27 protein-coding genes are annotated in these 17,484 nt (G+C 52.6%); 11 read left to right on the top strand and 16 right to left on the bottom strand.

What is annotated here, in order from left to right; genetic code table 11:
* Positions 1-53: 53 nt before the first annotated feature.
* From J1836_RS08405 to J1836_RS08390, 4 genes are all read left to right on the top strand, one after another.
* Positions 54-212, top strand: a complete 159-nt coding sequence (locus tag J1836_RS08405; protein ID WP_207250684.1) for a hypothetical protein — start codon at positions 54-56, stop codon at positions 210-212.
* 8 nt (positions 213-220) lie between these two features.
* Complete coding sequence (locus J1836_RS08400) at positions 221-1,084, top strand: YihY/virulence factor BrkB family protein (RefSeq protein ID WP_207250683.1); 864 nt, start codon at positions 221-223, stop codon at positions 1,082-1,084.
* A 121-nt stretch (positions 1,085-1,205) separates the two neighbouring features.
* Positions 1,206-1,652: a hypothetical protein gene (locus J1836_RS08395; RefSeq protein WP_207250682.1), complete on the top strand. Its 447-nt coding sequence runs from the start codon at positions 1,206-1,208 to the stop codon at positions 1,650-1,652.
* 20 nt (positions 1,653-1,672) lie between these two features.
* Positions 1,673-2,833, top strand: coding sequence for an OmpA family protein (locus J1836_RS08390; RefSeq protein ID WP_207250681.1), 1,161 nt, complete (start codon positions 1,673-1,675; stop codon positions 2,831-2,833).
* 22 nt (positions 2,834-2,855) lie between these two features.
* On the opposite strand, the gene J1836_RS08385 is transcribed toward J1836_RS08390, so the two are convergent.
* From J1836_RS08385 to J1836_RS08375, 3 genes are all read right to left on the bottom strand, one after another.
* Positions 2,856-3,107 (bottom strand): hypothetical protein, encoded by a 252-nt coding sequence (locus J1836_RS08385; RefSeq protein WP_207250680.1) that lies wholly within the window; start codon positions 3,105-3,107, stop codon positions 2,856-2,858.
* A gap of 7 nt (positions 3,108-3,114) precedes the next feature.
* On the bottom strand, positions 3,115-3,939 hold the full coding sequence (locus tag J1836_RS08380) for a DNA/RNA non-specific endonuclease (RefSeq protein ID WP_242632778.1): 825 nt from the start codon (positions 3,937-3,939) through the stop codon (positions 3,115-3,117).
* A gap of 213 nt (positions 3,940-4,152) precedes the next feature.
* On the bottom strand, positions 4,153-4,398 hold the full coding sequence (locus tag J1836_RS08375; protein ID WP_278189468.1) for a helix-turn-helix transcriptional regulator: 246 nt from the start codon (positions 4,396-4,398) through the stop codon (positions 4,153-4,155).
* On the opposite strand from J1836_RS08375, the gene J1836_RS08370 reads away from it, so the two are divergent.
* Complete coding sequence (locus J1836_RS08370) at positions 4,372-4,674, top strand: hypothetical protein (RefSeq protein ID WP_372447669.1); 303 nt, start codon at positions 4,372-4,374, stop codon at positions 4,672-4,674. The genes J1836_RS08375 and J1836_RS08370 overlap by 27 nt on opposite strands.
* 40 nt (positions 4,675-4,714) lie before the next feature.
* Here J1836_RS08370 and J1836_RS08365 read toward each other — a convergent pair whose 3' ends face one another.
* From J1836_RS08365 to J1836_RS08340, 6 genes are all read right to left on the bottom strand, one after another.
* Entirely contained in the window at positions 4,715-5,296 is a 582-nt protein-coding gene (locus J1836_RS08365; protein WP_207250678.1) for a DNA-3-methyladenine glycosylase I, read from the bottom strand.
* 188 nt (positions 5,297-5,484) lie between these two features.
* Positions 5,485-5,886 (bottom strand): hypothetical protein, encoded by a 402-nt coding sequence (locus tag J1836_RS08360; RefSeq protein WP_207250677.1) that lies wholly within the window; start codon positions 5,884-5,886, stop codon positions 5,485-5,487.
* Between the two features lie 87 nt (positions 5,887-5,973).
* On the bottom strand, positions 5,974-6,282 hold the full coding sequence (locus J1836_RS08355) for a hypothetical protein (protein WP_207250676.1): 309 nt from the start codon (positions 6,280-6,282) through the stop codon (positions 5,974-5,976).
* Between the two features lie 14 nt (positions 6,283-6,296).
* The gene (locus J1836_RS08350; protein ID WP_207250675.1) at positions 6,297-6,671 is read right to left on the bottom strand and encodes a hypothetical protein; all 375 of its coding nucleotides are present in this window, start codon (positions 6,669-6,671) and stop codon (positions 6,297-6,299) included.
* A complete protein-coding gene (locus J1836_RS08345) occupies positions 6,668-6,892 on the bottom strand; it encodes a helix-turn-helix domain-containing protein (RefSeq protein WP_207250674.1) in 225 nt (74 codons plus the stop codon). The genes J1836_RS08350 and J1836_RS08345 overlap by 4 nt, the downstream gene beginning before the upstream one ends.
* 4 nt (positions 6,893-6,896) lie before the next feature.
* A complete protein-coding gene (locus J1836_RS08340; RefSeq protein WP_207250673.1) occupies positions 6,897-7,427 on the bottom strand; it encodes a DUF2975 domain-containing protein in 531 nt (176 codons plus the stop codon).
* An 80-nt stretch (positions 7,428-7,507) separates the two neighbouring features.
* Between J1836_RS08340 and J1836_RS08335 the strand changes: the two genes are divergently transcribed.
* The 4 genes from J1836_RS08335 (at position 7,508) to J1836_RS08320 (ending at position 9,405) form a co-directional block, all read left to right on the top strand.
* Entirely contained in the window at positions 7,508-8,080 is a 573-nt protein-coding gene (locus J1836_RS08335; protein ID WP_242632777.1) for a hypothetical protein, read from the top strand.
* 51 nt (positions 8,081-8,131) lie between these two features.
* Entirely contained in the window at positions 8,132-8,632 is a 501-nt protein-coding gene (locus J1836_RS08330) for a methylated-DNA--[protein]-cysteine S-methyltransferase (protein ID WP_207250672.1), read from the top strand.
* A 72-nt stretch (positions 8,633-8,704) separates the two neighbouring features.
* Positions 8,705-8,971: a hypothetical protein gene (locus J1836_RS08325; RefSeq protein WP_207250671.1), complete on the top strand. Its 267-nt coding sequence runs from the start codon at positions 8,705-8,707 to the stop codon at positions 8,969-8,971.
* A complete protein-coding gene (locus tag J1836_RS08320; RefSeq protein ID WP_207250670.1) occupies positions 8,968-9,405 on the top strand; it encodes a type II toxin-antitoxin system VapC family toxin in 438 nt (145 codons plus the stop codon). The genes J1836_RS08325 and J1836_RS08320 overlap by 4 nt, the downstream gene beginning before the upstream one ends.
* Here the strand turns inward: J1836_RS08320 and J1836_RS08315 are convergent.
* Genes J1836_RS08315 through J1836_RS08305 form a run of 3 tightly spaced genes read right to left on the bottom strand, consistent with a single transcriptional unit; the run spans position 9,402 to position 11,460 of the window.
* Entirely contained in the window at positions 9,402-10,166 is a 765-nt protein-coding gene (locus tag J1836_RS08315) for an arylamine N-acetyltransferase family protein (protein ID WP_207250669.1), read from the bottom strand. The two genes, J1836_RS08320 and J1836_RS08315, sit on opposite strands and share 4 nt — an antisense overlap.
* A 33-nt stretch (positions 10,167-10,199) precedes the next feature.
* Complete coding sequence (locus tag J1836_RS08310; RefSeq protein WP_207250668.1) at positions 10,200-10,997, bottom strand: PhzF family phenazine biosynthesis protein; 798 nt, start codon at positions 10,995-10,997, stop codon at positions 10,200-10,202.
* Positions 10,990-11,460, bottom strand: a complete 471-nt coding sequence (locus J1836_RS08305; RefSeq protein ID WP_207250667.1) for a cupin domain-containing protein — start codon at positions 11,458-11,460, stop codon at positions 10,990-10,992. Before J1836_RS08305 ends, J1836_RS08310 begins: the two co-directional genes overlap by 8 nt.
* Before the next feature lie 184 nt (positions 11,461-11,644).
* Between J1836_RS08305 and J1836_RS08300 the strand changes: the two genes are divergently transcribed.
* On the top strand, positions 11,645-13,078 hold the full coding sequence (locus J1836_RS08300; protein WP_207250666.1) for an aminotransferase-like domain-containing protein: 1,434 nt from the start codon (positions 11,645-11,647) through the stop codon (positions 13,076-13,078).
* Here the strand turns inward: J1836_RS08300 and rsgA are convergent.
* On the bottom strand, positions 13,075-14,145 hold the full coding sequence (gene rsgA / locus J1836_RS08295) for a ribosome small subunit-dependent GTPase A (protein WP_207250665.1): 1,071 nt from the start codon (positions 14,143-14,145) through the stop codon (positions 13,075-13,077). The two genes, J1836_RS08300 and rsgA, sit on opposite strands and share 4 nt — an antisense overlap.
* 273 nt (positions 14,146-14,418) lie before the next feature.
* Here rsgA and J1836_RS08290 point away from each other — a divergent pair, with 273 nt between their 5' ends.
* On the top strand, positions 14,419-15,627 hold the full coding sequence (locus J1836_RS08290) for a hypothetical protein (protein WP_207250664.1): 1,209 nt from the start codon (positions 14,419-14,421) through the stop codon (positions 15,625-15,627).
* 72 nt (positions 15,628-15,699) lie between these two features.
* Here the strand turns inward: J1836_RS08290 and J1836_RS08285 are convergent, their stop codons facing one another.
* The 3 genes from J1836_RS08285 to J1836_RS08275 form a co-directional block, all read right to left on the bottom strand.
* The gene (locus J1836_RS08285; RefSeq protein WP_242632776.1) at positions 15,700-16,959 is read right to left on the bottom strand and encodes a methionine gamma-lyase; all 1,260 of its coding nucleotides are present in this window, start codon (positions 16,957-16,959) and stop codon (positions 15,700-15,702) included.
* Between the two features lie 8 nt (positions 16,960-16,967).
* Entirely contained in the window at positions 16,968-17,201 is a 234-nt protein-coding gene (vapB, locus tag J1836_RS08280) for a type II toxin-antitoxin system VapB family antitoxin (protein ID WP_207250663.1), read from the bottom strand.
* 106 nt (positions 17,202-17,307) lie between these two features.
* Complete coding sequence (locus tag J1836_RS08275) at positions 17,308-17,472, bottom strand: hypothetical protein (protein WP_207250662.1); 165 nt, start codon at positions 17,470-17,472, stop codon at positions 17,308-17,310.
* Positions 17,473-17,484 lie beyond the last annotated feature (12 nt).

The raw sequence follows: 17,484 nt of genomic DNA, 5'->3' as shown, positions 1-17,484 counted from the left end.
GCTACGCTATTCCCCTACAATGGGCGCACTTAGCAACACTTGGGGATGCGTTAATGAAAAACACCAATTTCTGGATTGGCAATGGCTTGCTTGCCGCCGCTTTACTGATTCTGCTGTTCATGGGCACGCTCTCGGAAATGTTGGGCGTTGGTGCAGTAATTTTGTGGATGGCATTAGCCGCCGCTGGTACTTACTTCATCATGAAGAGCTAAGCCAGCACATGCCACTCCTCCACGAAGGCTGGGATTTTTTCAAACGCACCTTGGTTAGCTTCCGCGCTAATCAAGGAATTCTGTTGGCCGGGGCGATTGCCTATTATACCTTGCTGTCGATTATTCCGCTGTTCACGCTGCTGATTGTGGCATTGTCGCACTTGATTGACGAGCAAGAGCTATTGCACATTGTGCGCAATAACCTCAGCCTGATTTTCGGGGAACGCGCTGGCTTGCTCACCGAACAAATGCACATTTTTCTGGAAAATCGCCACACAGTCGGCACAGTCGGCTTTGCGATCTTGATCTTTTTCAGTTCCATCGCGTTTACCGTGCTGGAAAATGCCATGTCGGTAATCTTTTTTCACCGCGTTAAAATCCATCGGCGGCATTTCTTGATTTCCGCCATTATCCCGTATTTGTATATTTTAATGTTGGGGCTAGGCATCTTGCTGATCACGGTCATCAGCGGCGCATTAAGCGTTTGGCACGGGCAAGTCATCACGGTATTTTTCTGGGCAGTGGAATTGGATAATGTGACCGGCGGCATTTTGTATTTATTCGGTATTTTCGGCTTGAGCTTGCTACTGACCTCATTTTACATGGTCATGCCGGTCGGCAATATCTCCTGGCGGCACGCCATGATGGGCAGTGTGTGCGTCGCGGTGTTGTGGGAAATCACCCGTCACATCTTGGTCTGGTACTTTTCCACCTTGTCGATGGTAAACATCATCTACGGCTCACTCACCACCGCTGTGCTTGCCTTGGTATTTCTGGAAGTTGCTGCGATTATTTTGCTGTTCGGAGCGCAAGCGATTGCCGAATGCGAACGCACCGAACAGCGAGCAGATGACGAAGGAATGCACACCTGAATCCCTATACGTATAGAATTTAATCATTAATTATAAAATAACCAAGGGCTATTTCCTACATGTGCTAATATAAATTTGCTGTTAGCAGCACACGGAGTTAACCAAGCAGGAAGCTGCCCCCATGTTGCAATCGACTCACACACCCCAAAATCCGTTCAAATGGGTTCTAAAAATCTTAGCAGAGTCGATCCTGTTGACAGCGCCCATTATTGGCATCATCATGCTGTTCTTTGTGAAAGATCCACCTAAACACCTTACACCTCAAGCGGTAGCACCTCTCATCCCTCCGCAGAAAATAACGACACTGCCCACAGCGGTAACGGTAACTATTCTGCCGGTCGTCAACACCGTCGCTACACCGCCCCCTGTGCAGGTCACACGAACAACCGCCCAACCTGTTCTCGCCAAACCCCGCATTAAACCGCACACGCCAGCCCGCACGGTTAGCGCAAAAGCCGACATTCCGATTAAACGCGCCAATAAACCCGCCAAAGGGCAACCGCTTAAACATAAAAAAGCACCCGATGCGTTTAAAATGCTGGAACAGTCCTTAAACCTCACCCCATAACTACATCAATACTCACCGCCATGTTGAAAAAACAACGATTAGCCGTATCCTTCGCCTTGTGCCTAACCTTCCTGAACGCTTGCAGCACGCAGGTCATCCAACCCAGTGATCAGCCCCAGCCCTTGCAAGCCGCCACAACCAGCATCACTCGCCAGCTTTTTGCAGGCATCCACGCAAACCAAGGGCTATGGGGTCAACTACGCCCCAAGAGCATGGCGCTTGATGTGATGGTGGATGCGTATTCACAAGAACAATTACTGCTCAACAAGCAAGTGACACAATACATCCAGCAAACGGCAAAAGCGTACACCGACGAACCCATCCTACCGCTGTCCCGCGAGTCGCTGCGTGACAGCAACTACGTGCTGCAAAGCAGTATTGCGTTGGAACAACACCCCAACCCAACGTTAGGTAAGCTGTATCACCAGCAAGGTATCATCCGTAAAGCGCAAGATGGCACAGTCATTGCGCGGGCGGATGCTTGGATTACGGATAAAAATCTGAATTACCAACGCTACCCCGAATTTAAGGACAGCCCGTCTTACACGCTCCAGAAATCGCCGCACCCCACCACCATTGTTCCCCACCAGCGGCAAGGCTTTGCGACCTTGGCACTGTTAAATGAAGCGGGCGAGGCTTACGCCAAACAGCAATACAGCAAAGCAATCCGTCTCTATCAGGCTGCCGCCCAACACGCCGACGGCTTGACCCCGCGCACCTATGCAGGCTTATACATCAGCCATTTACGGCTGGGGCAGAACGACCAATCAGAGCAAGCATTCGACAAACTGCTGGCACTGAGTTTCACCCAAAACAAGGAATTGGCACTGAAAATCCTCTTCAAAGTGGGAACTGAACAGTTTGCGGGCAATCCAATGACGCAGGAACAATACACGTTGTGGGTCGACAAAATTGCCGCTTACTTGGATGCACAGCCAAAGTGTATCGGTGTTACGGGGCATGGCAGTCATTCCGGTTCGGCAGCGTTCAACAATGCTTTGTCGTTACGCCGTGCCAATCACGTTCGGGACATGATGAAAACCGCTTTTCCTGCTACCGCCAGTAAGATCCGTACCGCTGGCAAAGGCTTCAGTGAGAATATTGTGGGGACGGGCAGTGATGATGAACGCGATGCGCTGGATCGGCGTATCGAATTCACCTTGCCAGCGTGCAAACGCTGAAGATTACGGTATTACAGAAGATTCACAAAAACGGATTATCCACCTCAGCCGCGCTAGCAAGACTGATCTGCTCAGGCAACGCACCATTTGCTTGCTCCGTCTGCAATACGGCAATCATCCCCGCCAACATCGCCTGCAACTGGCACGCTAACGCTAGCCCTGCGGCATCGTGAGTAATATCCACGCTGCCGTGCAGGGACACACGATCCAAACGGTTTTCAATATTCAATTCGTGCAGGATGTGGGTTTCCGATTCGTTCTTGAAATAATCCATTTGTGTCTCAAGGTTGCGGTAATGCCATAACGTTATTTTTGCTGGTTTCGCTGATGCTCGGAAACGGGTCGATACCCGCCGTTTGCACCAACTCGTTAATACTCAACATCTTGTAGTTCTTATTGGCATCGTTTGCAACCCAATATGCACCGCTCTCGCCCGTGTTGGCATCGTAAATCGCTTTAAAATAGCTGCTCGGCACAAACACGCGATTGTTCAAGCGCTTGATGGATGACCCCTCGAAAATCGCCCCAGACACCACAAACAGCTCACCACGTTCCTTTGCCAGATTGCGGGTTTTCGCCTCAATACTCGACCACAAACCTCGGTTATTGGTCGGGTTTTGCGGAGTCATATTGGCTAAGGAAAAGCTTTCGCTCATCGCTTCCACCGAGGGCATATCGCCTGCGGGGGCAAGGTGACCACGGTCGTAGCCCGAACCAGCGTAGTCCGCCAATTCCGCACGTTCGTCTTCCGGCAAGGACTGTTCAGCGTGGAAATTGTCTTTACGATCAATATCCATCAGCAACTCGTTGTAGGTCAGGTGTTCGCTTGCCCACAACGGCGTGCGTGTTACCCCCGAATGCAGCACCGCGTATTCCGAAAAGCAAATCGCCCGTGTTTTCGGCGCAAGTTTGGCGTTGGTCAATTGCGGTTGCGTGCCATCCACGTATTGCGCCGCGCAAGCGTCACCACTTCCTACGGATGAAGTTGCCCCCGCATTTGAGCCGGAGGTGTTGGCGGTGGCATTCATGCCCGTGCTGGAACACGCCGCCAAGGTTGACAGGGAAAACAGGACGGCAATGGCTTTGGTGGTAATCGTGGGGTTCACGGCGGACTCCTTACAAAATGAGCGGATGGCTTGGGTGACACATCATACAGATTTATCGGTGCTGGTGTTATTGCAGCACCTTGCTCGGCCGCTTCCAACGAATCGTGCCATTACACTTATCCAAAATCTTTGAGCGCATGGGCGCGAAGGTGCGAGTGCGTCAGCATTGGGTGGTAGGATAAAATGCACACGCTGACAATCCTCTTGGCAATTTCAGTTTGTTGAACTATTGCGTAAATAGCTAATATCGCGCAAGGGCGGCGCACCAAACAAGCGATGGTATTCGCGGCTGAATTGCGAGGGGCTTTCATAACCGACCTCAAAAGCAGCGCTGGCAACATCCTGATGTTCGGTCAGCATCAGGCGGCGTGCTTCGTGCAAGCGTAACCATTTCTGATACTGGAGCGGACTCTTGGCTGTCAACGCACGGAAATGATGATGCAAGGTGGAGGTACTCATATTGACTTGCTTGGCGAGGGCATCAATACGCAGCGGCTGGGTAAAGTTGCCTTCCTGAATTCCGCGCCGCTGGTATTGGGACGCAAGTCGGTGGCGGGTTCTCTCATCGGTGGCATTGCCGAAACGCAGGAGATGCTGGATTTCTGCGGCGAACATGGCATTACCTCCGACATCGAAGTCATCCAGATTCAGGAAATTAATGCAGCCTACGAGCGCATGTTGAAAAGCGATGTGAAATACCGCTTCGTGATCGACATGGCATCGCTAAAAGCTTGATTTGACAAGCCGTTGGGATGAAAGAAGCATTGACCATACGTCAGATATTGCGTCGGAAGCAGTCGAGCGTATGGTCATTCACCATCCCCGTCGCCTGCATAAACGCGTAACACACGGTTGAACCCATGAATTTGAAGCCACGCTTTTTCAAATCCTTGCTCATCGCATCCGATTCTGGGGTAGTGGTGGTGTATTCTGCCAAGGTTTTGCGGTGGTTGACGATGGGTTTGCCGCCGACAAACTGCCACAGATAGGCATCGAAACTGCCGAATGCTGCCTGCACTGCCAGAAAGCGTTGTGCGTTATTGATGGTTGCCAACACTTTCAGGCGATTGCGGATAATCCCGGCATTGCCCAGCAACTCCTCGACTTTGGCAGCATCGTAGAGCACGATTTTTTCGGGGTCGAAATCGTCGAAGGCTTGGCGGTAATTGTCGCGCTTGCGCAGGATGGTGTACCAACTCAAGCCTGCTTGCGCCGATTCCAGCACGATGAACTCGAACAATTTGCGGTCATCGTGGATGGGTACGCCCCATTCTTCGTCGTGGTAGGCGACGTAATCGGGTTTGCTCAGATCTACCCATGCGCAACGGCAAGGGGCATCAGGTACGGCATGGCTCATGGCAACATTTCTCCTTGTGAGTACTGTATTTTATTCAGGCGGATGCTCCCCTATTCCATACAGTGCCCGCCGCAAATTGACCAAAGGCCCTCGATTCATGGGTGGCAAATCGCGCCTGGCTACGACAATATTCACAACAACCGTTTGCGCGTGTTGCAACCGTGGTACGTAGTGCTTTAGATAGGTAGTCAGACATAATCAGGCTGGCGAATACCCAGATCTTTCATTAACTTATCTATAGATACTTGCCGCAATGCCGCCAAGCTCACCAAATGTTGGACACGTTCGGCATCAAACAGCTCAATTTGCTCAATGACATTGTTTAGCTCATCACCCTGCGGATGCGTGAGAGTGCCAGCACGTTGCTGTTGAATCAATGCGTCGTAACGGCTTTGCAGCACTGAGGGGACGGGGCGATTAATCAGTTGCAGCAAACGTGTTTCTTGGGTACTCAAACTGTTGGCTTTGCGTCTGGCACAAAGTGCTAATACCCGCGCAACGAACTGCTCCAATTCTTCAATTGGCAGACTTTCTACCCCATGCAGCAGCTCATCGGTAGATACTTGTGAGGTGATTTGTATGCTCGACATCAGCATTTACCTGTCAATGGTTGGTATGATCGGAGTATACCACTTGTTGCATATCAGACGATTACTCCACTGCGCCCGTCTCAAATGTCATGTATTTAGCGTTTTCAATTGGCGGTTAGCTTTCCTGTACTGAAATAGCTGAACACCGATACCCAGAACCGCATAAGTAGCCACAACGATAAACCCAAGGTCTTGATACAGATGGTTGAGCAGCCACACCACCAGCACATAGATAAGCGGCACAACGGGAATATTCGGAAAAATCGCAACACCTGCATTGGGTAAACGTCCATTCTGAATGTGGCAAATATTCCCCTCGGCAACCTCTAAGACAAACCCAACAAAGCAAGAAATCACCGACAATATTAGAATAAATAGATACATAAAAATAACCATAAATCAAATTTTCACTAAATTTTCATGAAAATAAAAATAAGCAGTCCAAAAACGACGTAATGCAACAATTGCAACCAGTAGGGTATCGGCTTTCTTAACATTGGTTTAGCAAAGCGGACAACGCTATATGCAGCTAAGAACAAAGCAACTATCAACCAGTAATACGGAACATAGCTATGTAATTTGATACTAAAAACTGCTGATAAAACAAAAGACAATAGGATTAAGCCAGCATAACCACCTTGCCAGATTGAACTAACCGACCACTGCGTATGACAAGCGGAGCATTCAGGGTGAAAACCGATGCCAATAACTGATCTAAACAAACTCAGTGTAGAAATAGTGTTTTCACCGCAAGCAGGACACTTAATATCTGTTTTATTAATCACGGTAGAATTCCCGCACTCTCCGCTTCAAACACCAAAATATCCCCCGGCTGGCATTGCAACACCTCGCAAATTTTCTCCAGCGTATCAAAGCGGATGCCTTTGACCTTGCCGGATTTGAGCAGGGACACATTCTGTTCGGTAATGCCAATGCGTTCCGCCAACTCTTTCGAGCGCATCTTACGTTTGGCGAGCATCACATCAAGGTTCACAATAATAGGCATGGGGTCACACAATCTGGCGGTTATCGTCGGCAATCACAGCAGCGGCTTGCAAGGCATGGGCAAGCATCACCATTAACGCCCCGATTAACACCACCAGCACATCATTCATCTCAAGGCTAATCGCTATCACCTGATGCCCTTCTGGGTTCTCCAACGTTACCGCCAGCACCATCAACAATCGCACCACGGGGCTAGCTACGCCAAACACCATCAACGCCACGCCAAAACGCCGCAATTGCCGCGCAATGTCCGCGTGAAAATAGTCGCCTTGCGCCAACCAACGAAACACCCCCGCCATTGCCCAAATCCCCCACATCATAATCAACAAGTGTAGGGTAGAAAGTCCCCAGCCCATCCACACGCCAAAAGGTGTCAACTGGAGTGGTTCATTGGTGAGGGTGGCAAAGTTTTTTAGGATAAGCGCCTGCCCATCGGATAGCCACCATAGCAGCGTGTTGGATAAGAGCAATAGTACTGAAATCACTTTCGCAGCAGGTGCAAGCCAATGTTTCAGACGGGTGGTGTGCAAGCGCATGGTAGTTACCTGAATTTCTTATTGAGTTTGAAAATATTATCGTAATACAATAATTACTTCAACCAAAAAGGTATTAAAACATGAAACGATTCATCCCCATCGCTGCCGCTGTCATGCTCGGCGCATGTACTTCCATCCCTGTCAAAACGCTGTACAAACTCGCCACCGCTGACTTGATGACGGTTGATCCAAGCATTTTACGGGTTGCCGCGCAAATGCCGGATTGGGTGGCGCCACGCCCTGATGGCGTCAAGCTGGAACTCGGCATGAAGCGTGACGGTGAAACACCCATTAACGAACACTTCAACCTCGAAGCCATCCCCTTGGCGCTGGAAGGCAAAACGCTTACCGATGCCGACAAATCGGGCTATAAACTATATGCGTATCGGCTTGCACCGGCGGATATTCCACGCCTTCAACACTTCCGCGACACGCTGCAAGCAAAAAAAGCCGATGGTGGCAAGAAGCCGGAAAGTACGATGGGCGTAAGCGTGGATGCGTGCCGCAAGACTGAGTTGCCCGCAGGCAAAATCCCCGCCACGACCTTCCTGCAATTGGATAGGGAGTCGGGCTATCTGCCCTTGTTGGTCGATTACGATTTGCGCCAAGCGGTGGATGGCAAAGAATTGGCGGCATTAATCCCGCCGTGTTAGTTGCCCAGCATCCACTATACTAACGCGTATTATTCACCGCTGGCACGACACATGAGCGCTTCGACCCTCAGCATCAGTTTTCAAACGTGGGATTCACCCTTAGGGCGACTGTTTATCGCCGCCGATCACGATGCTTTACGCGCCATTGCGTTTGAAAGCAATTGGGCACGAATCCGTGCCACGCTGGGTACAATGCAGGCACAAACCAACCCGCTGATTGTGCAAACCATCGTACAGTTACAAGCCTATTTCGCGGGCGAATGCCAGACGTTTGAGTTGCCCTTACACTTGAACGGCACACCTTTCCAGCAGCGCACTTGGCAAACCTTACGTAACATCCCCTACGGCGAAACCCGCAGCTATTCCGAACAAGCGAATGCCGTAGGGCAGCCGCAAGCGGTGCGGGCAATTGGGCACACCAACAGTTTGAACCCGATCAGTATTGTGATTCCCTGCCACCGCGTGATTGCCAAATCGGGCAAACTCGCGGGGTACGCAGGCGGGTTGGCAGCGAAGCAGTTTTTGCTGACATTGGAGCAACGTTATAGATAGTTAGGCATATTGCCAATACGAAGGAGCAAGGCGTACCATACACATAATAAAATACACACTTTTGAATACATCATGATAACAGCACACAAAATCCCCCCATCCAAAGCCACGCGCAAAAACTTCACCATGCCCGATGAAACAGCGCGGGAATTGGATTTTCTGGCAACGTTTCTCCACAAGAAGCAAAGTCAGGTCATTCAGGAATTGATTCACAACGCATCGGCAGCTCTGCGTAATGACCTGCGCCTTGCCAAGCTAAAGCAATTGAAAGGAGCTTTTACGGGTTTGATTGGCGACGAACAGTCGATTCAACGCATGAAAAGTGAGCGCACGCTATGAGCCAACGGATTTTCGTCGATGCCAACGTTATCAATGACATTTTCGATGCCAAGCGGCGTTTTCACGAAGCTAGTTACCAATGCCTTGAATACTGCCTAGAGCAAGGGCTGACCTTGGTAACGACTTGTGACATTGTGACCACGGTGTACTACATCACCGCCAAAAGCCAAGACCGTGCCAAAGCATTGGATGCACTGGAACAGGTCAATGCCATTTTTGAGATTGTGCCGTTTGGCAATAACCAGTTAGCCGATGCGATTACCTTGATGCAACAAGATACCGATTACACCGATCTTGAGGATACGGTGCAATACGTGCTGGCAACACAAGCGGGATGTGACATTATCCTGTCGAATGATGCCGGTTTTGTAGCCAAAAACTTGACGCTTATGAGTAGTACGGATTTCGCCGCCTCCAGCCAATCTAACCGCTAAACTGCACCGAGGCCGAAATGTTCCGCCAATACCGCCGCTTGTTCGTGTGGGGCAAGGGTGTGTTGCGTGGTCAAACCTTCCTCCACCTGCTTAAAACTGTCGCCAAACAGGATATTGCGCCCGCTAACCGTGAAGCGCACCACCAACGGTTTCTGGGTAAACACCGCGTCAGGATGGGTAGAGTTCAACCAGTTTGCCGGGGCAAAATCAATCCACTCGACCGGGCAGCGGTTAAAACCGTATTGCTTCACCCATGCGTCATCTACTTGCGCTTTGAGGACAATATCGCCGCCTTCCCCACTCAGCATGAAAGTGTCACAGCCTTGTGGAATTGGCGCTTCCAACACATCCAACCGTAGCGGTGCGCGGATGCCGTAGCTGCCAAAACCTAAATCACACAGCCATTCCGTACCCTCCAGCGTGACCAGCAAGGCCATGTGGGTACGCGGGCGTTTCATGGGGTAAAACATCGGGCGGGCGGCAACGAATTGGTAAGGGATTTGCAGCGCTTGCAGTGCCATTGCAAACAGTCCATTGACTTCGTAGCAGTAGCCGCCGCGCTGCTTGCCAACGATTTTCGCCACAATGTCGGCGGGGTTGAGGGAAATGGGTTTGCCTGCCAATACATCCAGATTTTCAAAGGGTACACTGCGCAACTGGTGTTGCATCAAGGCTTGCACGGTGGCAAGGTCGGGGCGTAATTCACCCGTGTAGCCGATGCGCTGGCAGTAAGCGGTGAGGTTGAATATTGCTGATTCCATGCTTTTTTCCTTCCAATATTTGGTTTTTTAAACTCAAACCCACAATGTTCCGCTGAATACCGTCACGGCTGAACCCGCCAGCAATACCCGTTCACCCAGCCATTCAACCAATACTTCACCACCACGGGCGGATGCTTGATACGCTTGCAGGCTGTTTTTACCCAAACGCTCCGCCCAAAAAGGGGCAAGCGTGCAATGCGCCGAGCCTGTTACTGGGTCTTCGTCAATGCCAGCAGCAGGGGCAAAAAAGCGTGACACGAAATCATATTCCGTGCCGTGCGCCGCAGCCGTCACTATGATGCCGCGTGTGACTTGGCAGGCTTTGAGGGCGGCAAAGTCCACTTGTATCCGCCCTACTTCGGCTTCACTCTCCAGCAGCACCAAATAATCGACATGGTTGGAAAATACCGTCGCGTCCGTCACGCCCAAGGCTGCCAACAGCCCGCTGGGTGCTGATGCCGCTGTTGCAGGTGTCGCGGGAAAATCCAGCATAATCCGCTTGCCGACGAGTTGCGCCGTCAGAACACCGCTGCGGGTATAAAAACGTGCGATTGCGTTGCTGGCTAACCAACCTTCCTGCCAAAGAATGTGGGCAGTAGCCAGCGTGGCATGTCCGCACAAATCAACTTCAACCGTTGGGGTAAACCAGCGTAATGCAAAACCGTCGGCTTCGCGCCACACGAACGCGGTTTCGCTCAGGTTCATTTCCGCCCCGACCGCTTGCATCCAACGTGCATCGGCTGCCTTATCCAACAGGCACACGGCGGCTGGATTGCCGGAAAATGGTTGACTGGTGAAGGCATCGACTTGAAATAAAGGTATGTTATTCATACGGTGTACCATCCTTGTGGGTGAATAACCATTCTCCAGCAACTTGCACAGCCTGAAGATCATCGTCTGGGTAGTTGGCTGAATCGCCTGCCATCCGGTCGCCGATTTCGAGATACAGCACGTCGCTATCCGTGTCGTTGCTCAGATTGGCAGCATTACCAGCACCTGCTGGAAAACCTGCACACATACCGGGTTCAAGCCGGGTTGCGCCGTCGTTGGTGTGCAGGGTCGGGCAGCCTTGCAGGATATACACAAACTCATCCTGCTTGGTGTGGGAATGGCGCAAGGCAGAAATCGCACCGGGAGTCAGCTGGGTCAGGTTGACACCAAAATTATTCAGCCCGAAAAAGTCGCCAAGCTGGCGTTTTTCCCGCCCGGTCATACGCGAGGCGAAGGGTTCCGGGTAAACGGAGGGCTTGATGCGGGGCGGAATGTCAGTGGCGTTGATGGCGCTGTTTTTCATAGTGTATCAGCCTCCGGTTTCTTGTTGGATCAGGGCGGAAAATGCTTGCCAGCAGCGGGCTTGTTCAAACATGGTGGACTGTCCCAATAGTTACTTGTCAGGCATAGCAGTTTATAGGTCGCGCAATATAGCGGTACAGGTGTAGATTCTGTTTAAATTAGCAGTACAGTTTAATGGAATACCCATGACCCTCTACCACGGCATAGCCACCCAACTCACTGCGCACATCGACAACGGCGTTTACCCACAAGGCTCACGCCTGCCCGGTGTACGCCGCCTCAGCCAGCAATTCGGCGTAAGCATTTCCACCATCGTGCAAGCGCAACGCCAGCTCGAAAACCTTTGTCTGATCGAAGCCCGCCCGCGTTCCGGTTATTACATTCGCCTGCGCCCCTGGCTCAAACCCGAATTGCCTACCACTTCACAACCTGTCCTCAAACCCACGCCCGTAACGGGTCAAGAACTGGTGTTACAACTCGCGCAAGCCACCAGCCGCGCGGGTTTCGTGCAGCTTGGTGCTGCCGTGCCAGACGAATCGTTCATGCCGATGCGAGCCTTCCAGCGCAGCCTCGCCAAAACCGTGCGGCACTATGGCAAACGCGCCGCCAACTACGCCTTCCCACCCGGTTTGCCCGAATTGCAGCAACAATTAGCACGGCGAATGCACTTGTGCGGCAGCCCCGTTGCTGCCAACCGTATCCTCATCACCAACGGCTGTCAGGAAGCGCTTTCCCTTGCCTTGCAAACCGTTGCCAGTGCGGGCGATATTATCGCTATCGAATCACCGACCTTTTACGGCTTGCTGCAAGTCATTGAAGCGCTGGGCATGAAGGCGCTGGAAATCCCTACCGACCCGCAAGAAGGTATCAGCCTGCCCGCCCTCGAACTCGCGCTGACACAGTGGACGGTAAAAGCCTGCGTGCTAATCCCCAACTTCAGCAACCCGCTCGGCAGTTTGATGCCAGTGGAGCGCAAGCGGCAACTGGTCGCCCTCGCCCACCGTCACAACTTGCTGCTGATCGAAGACGATATTTACGGCGACCTCGGTTTCAACGGCGCACGCCCGCCCAACCTGCTCAGTGTTGAACCAGACCCTGCCAACGGCAATGTGATTTACTGTTCATCGTTTTCCAAAACTGTGGCGCAAGGCTTGCGTATCGGCTGGATGGTATTGCCGGAACGCTTTTTCTGCCGTGCGGAATACCTCAAGTACGTCGCCAACCTTGCCGCGCCGACCTTGCCCCAATTGGCACTGGCGGACTTCCTCGCGCACGGCGGCTACGAACGTTATTTGCGCCAAGTGCAAACCCGCTATGCCCGCCAAGTCGATTTGTTCAGCCATGCCATCAGTCAGCATTTCCCCGCAGGCACACGGGTCACACAACCCAAAGGTGGCTTCGTCTTGTGGGTGGAATTGGCGGAAGGCACGGATACCTTGCGCATGACGCAAGACTTGCTGAAGCAAGGGATTAGCATTGCACCGGGGCAAATCTTTTCCGCCACGCAAAAATACCGCCACTGTATCCGCCTCAGTTGTGCGCAGCCATGGACGGCGGAGGTGGAGCAGGCGTTGGTAACGGTCGGCAAACGGGCAGACTCGGTAAACGAAGCCCGCTAGTCCCGCGACTTAAAGCGTTTGGCAGACGCTTTCGCCTGCTTGTAAAAACGCCCCAACGCCCGATCCTGCTCACGTCGTTCCGCGACTGAGCCGCTGTTGCGTGCCTGTTCTGCCAGCAACTTGTGGTAATTATCCAGCCGCCGTTGTTCCAGCTTGCCAGCCTCGACCGCTTGCCGGACGGCGCACTCTGGTTCAGCCAGATGCTGGCAGTCGTGGAAGTGGCATTGCCGCGCTAGCTGTTCAATGTCGGCGAAGGTGGACTGAATCCCTTCCTCGCAATCCACCATTTGCAACTCGCGCATTCCCGGCGTATCCAGCAGGATGCCGCCGCCCTGTAAACGATGCAGGCTGCGGGATGTGGTGGTGTGCCGCCCCTTGCTGTCCTTTTCCCGAATGGGCGCGGTCGCCTGCCCATCATCGCCTTGCAGGCTGTTGAGGAGGGTGGATTTGCCCACGCCGGATGACCCCAGCAAGGCAATGGTTTGCCCACTGCTGCACCACATGGCGAGTGTTGCAACATCCTGCGCATCGGTCGCGTTGATGACTTCAATTGGAAGGCTGGGGTAAGGCTTGCGGAGCGCATCCACGTACTCCGACGTATCCGCGCACAAGTCTTTTTTGGTCAGCACTACCACCACATCAATCGCAGCCTCCGCCGCCAACGCCAGATAGCGTTCCAGCCGGTTAAGGCTGAATTCCTCATTGCAGGAAGTCACTACAAACAGCGTGTCGATATTGGCGGCAATAAGCTGGAGTACGGCTTCACTGCCTGCGCTGCGGCGCTTGATTAGCGTTTTACGTTCCAGCAGATGCAGTGGCTGCAAGTCCCTGTCCAGCAGCAGCCAATCGCCGACCGTGGGATGATTTTCGGGCGCTTCGTGCCGCCACGGATAGGTGGAAAGCTGGAGCGATTGCGCCTGCCCTTGCGCATCCAGCCCTAGGCATTCAATCAGGTTGCGTTGCACGCCAGTGACACGAAACGGCAGGCTGGTTGCCAGCGCTTCCAGCGTAAGTTGTGACTGAAAAAAATGATTCCATCCCAGTTCATGGAGATGTGTGATTTGCATGACTGTATTCCCAATAAGCAAAAACAAAACACCCGCCTGTTGTCAGGCGAAAGTTATTGGGGATTCGGCAGAATCCCGGCACAAACCGGGACGCAAAGAGATCAGAAGATCAGCGTTTCGCGGCCTGTGCAACGTGGTAAACAATCATGAACAAGCTCCTTTTGATGATGGGTAGGAATAGGAAAAGTATAGCATTATCGACCGTTCAGCTTGATAGAAAAGGATAAAAACTGTGCTACTTTCATACTTACCCCAACTTGCAGGAGAGTATTGATGCGTATCACCGCCAAAGCCTTGTTTATCGGTCTGTTTATTGTGTTGCTGCACGGCTGTGCCACCATGGAACAGACTACCACCAAATCCGATGGAACCCCTTCCCAAACAACCCAGACCGATTGCCACATCGTCTATGACGCTGGCAGCAGTGGTACACGCCTGTACATCTATCAACAGCAAGGCGAGACATGGGTGGAACACGCAGGCCCCAAGGTCAGTGCACTGGCTGACCCGGTGCGTTCCATCCGGGGCAAAAGTCCCCGCGATCTGGATGCGGTCACTACCGAAGTCGTTGCCGCACTGGACAGTATCCAGCAGGATGGCCCGCTGAAAGATGGCAAACCCAAATGGCAAGCGTTTGACTGGAGCGAGCAATGCCGTCCGGTTTCTGCCAATGTGTTTGCCACTGCTGGGATGCGCATTGCCGAACAAGAAAACCGCGCGGTCAGTGCCACCTTGTGGAGCAACCTGAAACAAAAGTTGCAAGCCAAGGTAGGCAACAACGTGGCAGTGAATGCACGCACACTGACCGGCTTTGAAGAAGGCTTGTATGCTTGGCTGGCAGCCCGCTCAGAACAAAAAGACAACCAGTTTGGCATTGTCGAAATGGGCGGAGCCTCGACCCAGATTGCCTTCCCCTGCACCCAGTGCAATGCCGCTGATGAAGCGGTGAAAACCGTGCAGGTGGATGGCAAACCGCTGCAAATGTACAGCTATTCCTTCCTCGGACTGGGGCAGGATGAAGCGCCGAAATCATTGGGAATGGCTTCCGCCTGTGCATACGGTGTCAAAACCATCATGCCAACTTGGCAGGAAAGCATGTGCGCACAAAGTATGCGCCTGACCGACAAGCTGGGCATCCGTAACCCTTACAACTTCGCAGGCAATCAGCGTGGGGCGCACGAACAGGTTCCCAGCCGCTTGGCGGATGCCGGAAAATGGTATCTGACCGGGGCATTCAACTACATGGATGATAAAAATATCGACACCTGTTGCGGTGGCACGGACAAGTGCTTTGAAGAACAAACCTCCTGCTTCCGTGCCGTTTACCTGAAGGAATACCTGCGCAATCTGGACGTGCCTGCCGATTCGGCAAAAATGGATGTCAGTTGGACACGGGGTGCGGTGCAATGCACAGCAGATGATTGCCTGCAACAAGCCAAGCCCCCCGCCTGTGACTGGACAAACAAGGGATGCCTGCAATAGGCAAACCGCACTGGGGCGGAGATCCGCCCCTTTCATTCAACTATAGCACAAACCGGCAACCTAGCCGCACACTCAGGCAAACGCCAACGCCTGTTCAACATCGGACAGCAAATCCGCCACATCTTCCAACCCCGCCGACACCCTGACCAGCCCTTCGCTGATCATGTGTTCCGCTCGCTCTTCCGGCGTATACGTGGAATGCGTCATGCTGGCAGGATGTTGCGCCAAACTTTCCGCATCGCCCAAACTCACTGCACGGGTGATCAGGTTCAAGGCATTCATGAAACGGCAACCCGCCGCAAAGCCGCCCTTGAGTTCAAACGCAATCATACCGCCGGGTTGCACCATTTGCCGCTGCGCCAAAGCGTATTGCGGGAAACTTTCCAGACCGGGGTAATGGCAGACTTCCACCTTGGGATGATTGGCAAGGAAGGCGGCAATTGCTTGCGCATTCTGGCAGTGCCGATCCATCCGCAGCGCGAGGGTTTTCAAACCGCGTAATACCAGAAACGCATCCTGCGAGGACATCACCGCACCCGTCATATCCTTGATGCCGTAAAAGCGTACTTGAGTCAGCGTTTCGGCATCGCCGACAATCGCCCCCGCAATCAGGTCGCCGTGTCCGCCGAGGTATTTGGTGGCGGAGTGCACCACATAATCCGCGCCCAATTCCAGCGGACGTTGCAGGTAAGGCGTGCAATAGGTGTTATCAACTACGACTTTGCAGTTGTCGTGCTGGTGAGCAATAGCGGCAACCGCCGGAATATCCACCAGCCGCATATTGGGATTGGCGGGCGATTCAAAGAACACAATACGGGTGTTCGCGCTGATGGCAGCCGCAAGGTTGGCAGGGTCAGCCATATCGACGTGGGTAATGGTTACGCCGAATTTCGCCAGCCCGTGATTGAAAAACGCATAGGTGCAACCGTACAGCGTTTTGTCGGCAATGATTTCGTCGCCCGGTTTGAGCAGCGTCCACAGCAAGGCAGCGGTTGCACCCATGCCAGAGGCTGTCACCAGCGCGGCTTCCCCGCCTTCCAAATCGGCGAGGCGTTGTTCCAGCAAGACCGTGGTGGGGTTGCCAACGCGGGAATAGACGAAGCCTTGCTGCTCACCGGCAAACCGCGCACTGCCGTCTTCCACCGTGGGGAAGGTGTAGGTGGAACTCAGGTGTATCGGCGGATTCAAATCGCCTGTACCTGCATAAGCATCGTAGGCGTGGTGAATGGCACGGGTGGAAAATCCTTGTTTGTCGTGGGTTGGTTTGCTCATCATTCCCTCTGCTGTTGATGCAGGCGTTCCTGCAATGCCTTTATCGTTCGTATCAAGCATGTAAAGTATCAGAATACCACCCGTCCAAGGTCAAAAAGATCAGGGCGTTCTGCCATGAAATCATCGTCGGCACTCGGGATGTCCGCAAACGATGTCCAGCTTTTGCGCTTGGGCGTGATGATGAGCGCATCGCCTTCGCGTCGAATTAGTACTTCATCAATGCCTTCAAACTGGAAGATGCGCGGGATGCGGACGGCTTGGCTTTTTCCGTTTTTGAATAATTTGGCGGCTATGGCAGTCATGGCAATACCCTCTTGTTTGGAAACGTGAGGTTAGTACATGCCTTGTATATGCAGGGATTCAAGAGTGGTTGAATGCCATAGGCGATTAGCACCGAGGGGGCAATCATCATGCGCTGGGCATCCCAAATTGATCGTAACCCAGAATTTCATCAGGTGTGTGCCGATCAAGCAGAGGCAACGCTGCACAACGTTTGGCAATCGTTAACAACCGTTCTTTGAGTGCTGTTTGAGAGGTTGCTTGTGCCGTTTCCGTTTTTTCAGGTATCAGCATGATCACCTTCAT

This window comes from Thiothrix fructosivorans (assembly GCF_017349355.1).
Lineage (GTDB): Bacteria > Pseudomonadota > Gammaproteobacteria > Thiotrichales > Thiotrichaceae > Thiothrix > Thiothrix fructosivorans.
Note: the sequence above shows the minus strand (reverse complement) of the source record. Positions and strands in the feature narration are given on the sequence as shown.